The organism is Rhizorhabdus sp., assembly GCF_018006725.1.
Lineage (GTDB): Bacteria > Pseudomonadota > Alphaproteobacteria > Sphingomonadales > Sphingomonadaceae > Rhizorhabdus.
This window is the reverse complement of record NZ_JAGMXV010000318.1, coordinates 1-4,621: the sequence shown is the minus strand read 5'-3', so window position 1 is coordinate 4,621 and position 4,621 is coordinate 1. Positions and strand designations below refer to the sequence as shown.

Genomic DNA, 4,621 nt, shown 5'->3' with positions numbered 1-4,621 from the left:
GGTCAGGGCGCGCAACTCGTCGTCATAGTCGTGCTCGTCCTCGTCCACCTCGCTTTCCCGCTTGGCGATTGCCGCCTCGATCTCGACCAGCTGCGCGGTTTCTTCCTCGGTCGGATGGCGCTCGCCAGCGGGTTCCAGATGGCCGCGCATCCAGTAGGAATCAGGCCGGTAGAGCTGCCCTTCTGCATCGCGCCAGCCATCTTCGCGCGCCGCCTTGGCGATGGCGTCGAGCCGATCTTGCACAAGGTCCATGACAAGGCCCGCATCATCGCAATAGCGACGTTCTCCGAAAAGATCGGTGGTGAAGGTGCCGCCTGCGGCGCAATAGGCTTCCTCGCCTACAATGCGAAAATGCTTGTCGGTATCGGCAACCTTCTCCTGGGTGAGCATGGCGCGGATTTGGTGGGCGTTGTCGCCGGTGCGCTTGAAAACCTCAAGCTGGCGGTCCTGATCGTCTGTCAGCGCGAAAGCCTGCGCCGCGCCCATGCCGATTTCGTCTTTCTGGAAGGCTTTGAGAATGGTCGGGTGCAGCGCCGCCAGCTTCAACACGCGGCGGACATAGGCCGGGGAGACGCCGAACGATGCTGCAACATCGTCAACGTCCTTGCCGCTGTCGATGATCGCCCGATAGGCTGCGATGGCATCGGCGGGGTGCATGTCCTCGCGCTGCGCGTTCTCGGCAAGCGAGATTTCCAGCGCCTCGTCCTTGCTGCGGATTTCAACGGGAACCTCGAAAGTGCCGGGGATGGCCTTTGCCTTCTGCAACAGCTTCAAGGCCCGGTAGCGCCGCCCTCCGGCGCAAATCCTGATTTTGCCGTCTTCATCATAGCCGATCAGGTTTTGCAGCACGCCCCGCGCCTGAATGGGGTGACTACACGAAAGTGACGTATCTGCACGCTAAGGGCGAACGGATGCCGAACATCACGCGGCGAGCAAGGAACTGACGGCGCGAAGGGGTCGCAGGACATCCGGATCGGGGCGATCATCGACATTCCAGCTATAGTCGCCGGTCAGCGAGATATGCTCCCAGCCCAATGGTGCGATGTGGCGCGCGATTTCGTCGGGCGCGCCGATGTCCACCAGCGCCATTTCGAGATAGCGGGTGTTCCACAGGATGATAGCGGCGACGAGCAGGTTGAGGCCGGATGCGCGATAGGTCTGATTTTCGAACCGCCGGTCGCGCAGCTCGCCGAGCTGGTTGAAGAAGAGCGCGCGGGCGAGTGCGTTGCGGGCCTCGCCCTTGTTGAGTCCGGCCTGGGTGCGTCGGCGCAGGTCGATGTCGCGCAGCCAGTCGAGCATGAAGATCGAGCGTTCGAGGCGACCAAGCTCGCGCAGCGCGAGGGCCAGTCCGTTCTGTCGCGGATAGGCGGACAGCCGACGCAGCATGGCCGAAGCGGTGACGGTGCCGGTGCGGATCGACGTGGCGAACCGCAACAGTTCGTCCCAATGGGCCCCGACATGGGCGATAGCGATCGGATCTCCCGTCATCCCGGCCAGCAGCGGTCCGGCTTCCTGACCCGGCAGCAGATGCAGGCGTCGGTCTTTTATGTCGCGCAGACGCGGTGCGAAGCGGTAGCCGAAGAAGGGCATTAGCCCGAATACATGGTCCGATGCCCCGCCCGTGTCAGTATAGTGCTCCTCGATCGTCAGGCCGGTTTGGTGATATAGCAAGCCGTCCAGGACATAGGGCGCTTCGCCGGCGGTCGCGGCGATCACCCGGCTCGCGAAGGGATCATATCGATCCGAGACATGGGTGTAGAAGGCAACACCCGGTTCGTTGCCGCTGCGCGCATTGATGTCGCCGATCGCGGCCCCGCGACCGCCGGCATGAAATTGTTGTCCGTCGCTCGACGAGGTGGTGCCGTCTCCCCAGAGTGCGGCAAGCGGCATGGTGCGATGGGCGTCGATCAGCCGCGCTAACGCCTCGCCATAGGCGGCTTCGCTGATATGCCAGTCGTGAAGATGGGCGAGCTGGCGCAGACTTGCGCCCCGGCAGGTCTCTGCCATGCGGGTGAGGCCGAGATTGATCCCATCGGCGAGGATGACGGTGAGCAGGGCATTGCGATCGTCGGCCTCCCGGCCCGAACGCCGATGGACGAAGCATTCGCTGAACCCGGTCCAGGCATCGACCTCAAGCAGAATATCGGTGATCTTCACGCGGGGCAGTCGATCATAGGCGGCGCGACGGGTAATCTCGGTAGCGGGGGGTGTCACCGCCTTCAGCGGCGAGATGATGAGGCCGCTTTCGTCAAGTCTGACCTGGGGTAGCTCACCCTGTCGGGCTAGAACTGTCACCTGATCGATCGCCGTGTCGAGCCTGGTGCGCCTTTCCTCGATATGGCGTTCGAAGTCCGTTTCGATGGCGAGAGGCAGCGGTCCCTTTTCGCGAAGCGCCGCATAGGTGGCCGGCGGGATGAGATAGCTGTCAAAATCGCGAAACTGGCGGCTTCCCGCGACCCATATGTCTCCGGCTCGCAACCGCTCGCGTAGCTGTGAAAGGGCGCATAGCTCATAAGCGGCACGATCGACGATACCGTCCCGCAGGACGAACGGCCGCCATGCTGACGGCACAAAGCGCAGCGGTACGCCATCAGGCAAGCGGCGTTTGCCGGTCCGGTATAGCTCCGCGATAATCGTCAGCGCCGACAGGAGCCCCTGCACCGCACCGGCGCCGCGAAATTCGAAGGCATTCAGAAAAGCGCCGGCAAAGAGCTTCACCGTGCGATGCCGCTCGATCAGTTCAGCGGTGCGATCGACGGTTTCGGGTCGGCCGAGCACTTCGGCTTGCTCGACCGCCACGGCGAAGCGCTGCCAGTCCAGGGCATCGATCTGCGCCAGCGAATCCACGCCTTTGGTGCGCGCGTCGATGAGGATGCGGCAAGACCCCGTGAGTGTCCGAAGATGGCCCTGCAGTTCCCGCACCGTCTTGAGGGCTTTATCGCGGGTCCGGTTCTCGGCGCGGCGCACCATGCTGCCCAACAGCTTGTCGAACATCGTCAGGGTCGCGTCGGTCAGGCTTTCCTCAAGCCGTATGCCGGTTGCCGCCAGCGTCGCGTGTCGGCGCAGGGCATTGAGTTCGCCAAGGTGCTGGGGCGTGATGCGGCTGCCCTCGTCCGCCAGCCTGTCAAAAGTCGAAGCCGGGATCATGTCGGCGCGAGCGCGATCGAGGCCCAGCGCGCGGATAGAGGCAAGCCGTTCGATCAGTCGCAGGATGTTGCGCGCTGCCGGCGACTGTGGCGCGTTGCGCAGCCAGGATAGCCATGTCGCGGTTTCCCCCGTACGTCGGGCCAGCAGATCGTCCAGACCCTGTAGCGTGTCGGGTTGCAGGCCGTTTGTGAGCACTTCATAGGTAAGCTGCTCTGCTTGCTGGCGAGCCCTTCGGAGCACCGCTTCGAGAATCGACGGGGAAGGCAGGAGGATCTGTCGACGCCGGAGTTCGTCGACAATAACCCCTGCCATTTGGCCCGGGCGGATGATGGTCTGCGCGATCGGGATCGAAAAGGCCACGATTTCACGAAACGCTTGGCGATCGAAAGCCCTGAACCCGTGCGATCGTCGGATATCGACGAGATGCTCGCGGCGGGTCTGGTCCCGATGGGCATAGTCGGCAAAAGCTTCCGGCGAGACGCCGAGTTGCCGGCCCACATAGGCAAGCACCGGGCCGGGCGGGAGTTCGCCCGCTTCAAGCGCGCGGCCAGGCCATCTCATATAGAGCAGGAGCATCGCAAAGCCGAGCCGGGTGGCATCGCCGCGACGGCGACCGACAATTTCCAGATCGTCGCCGGTCAGCGTATAATGACGCACAATCTCTCGCTCATCGAGCGGCGCGTCATAATGCCCCGCCCAGATTTCCGGGCTCACTAGTCGCCGCCTCGCCAAGCATCATCTCCTTCGCTGCTGCTGTCCGTCAGACGACCGTTGAACGGTCACCGGGAATGTGTCCGTTTACTCTGGACCTGCAATGGCGATTCGGACAAGGTCGCGTGATGATGGGAAAACGGACACGACAGGGCAGAATGTGGCGCTGATCGGTTATGCGCGCGTCTCCACGCCGGACCAGAAGCTATCGCTCCAGCATGACGCCCTGGAGCGCGCGGGATGCGAACGTGTTTTCGACGATCAGGCATCGGGTGCCAGGACCGACAGGCACGGGCTTACCGAAGCATTGGCTTATCTGCGCGCCGGCGACACGCTGGTCGTGTGGAAACTCGATCGGCTCGGCCGCTCGATGAGCCACCTCATCGACAAGATCGGCGAACTGGCATCCCGCGGCATCGGGTTCCGTTCGCTCACCGAGAACATCGACACCACCACGCCGGGGGGAATGCTGGTGTTCAACATCTTCGGCTCCCTCGCGCAGTTCGAGCGTGATCTGATCCGCGAACGCACCCAGGCTGGCCTGCGCGCTGCTCGTGAGCGCGGCAGCAAGGGCGGCCGTCGTCCCGTCGTCACCCCCGACAAGCTGCGCAAGGCGAGAGCACACATCGCGGCGGGGCTCGGTGAAACTTCCACGTGGAAGTCGCCAATGTGCCACGGCGTCATTGCTGCCTTTTTGCTCGCCCGATCCCCATCGTGGAAGTCGCTGCGGAGGCCGACGCCATGGTGACGGTGTTCGGCATTC

General features: G+C 63.6%; 2 protein-coding genes and 2 pseudogenes. 2 read left to right on the top strand and 2 right to left on the bottom strand.

Going from position 1 to position 4,621, the window contains the following annotated elements:
- Together KAY22_RS24955 and KAY22_RS24950 are read right to left on the bottom strand one after the other, a co-directional pair.
- Positions 1–864 (bottom strand): ParB/RepB/Spo0J family partition protein (locus KAY22_RS24955; protein WP_296625825.1); only part of this gene is annotated, 864 nt, incomplete at its 3' end.
- Between the two features lie 57 nt (positions 865–921).
- Positions 922–3,879, bottom strand: a complete 2,958-nt coding sequence (locus KAY22_RS24950; protein WP_095687550.1) for a Tn3 family transposase — start codon at positions 3,877–3,879, stop codon at positions 922–924.
- Positions 3,880–4,018: 139 nt separating this feature from the next.
- Between KAY22_RS24950 and KAY22_RS24945 the strand changes: the two are divergent.
- A pseudogene (locus KAY22_RS24945) lies at positions 4,019–4,498 on the top strand (recombinase family protein); the annotation flags it as partial.
- Positions 4,499–4,537: 39 nt separating this feature from the next.
- A pseudogene (locus tag KAY22_RS24940) lies at positions 4,538–4,606 on the top strand (QacE family quaternary ammonium compound efflux SMR transporter); the annotation flags it as partial.
- Positions 4,607–4,621 lie beyond the last annotated feature (15 nt).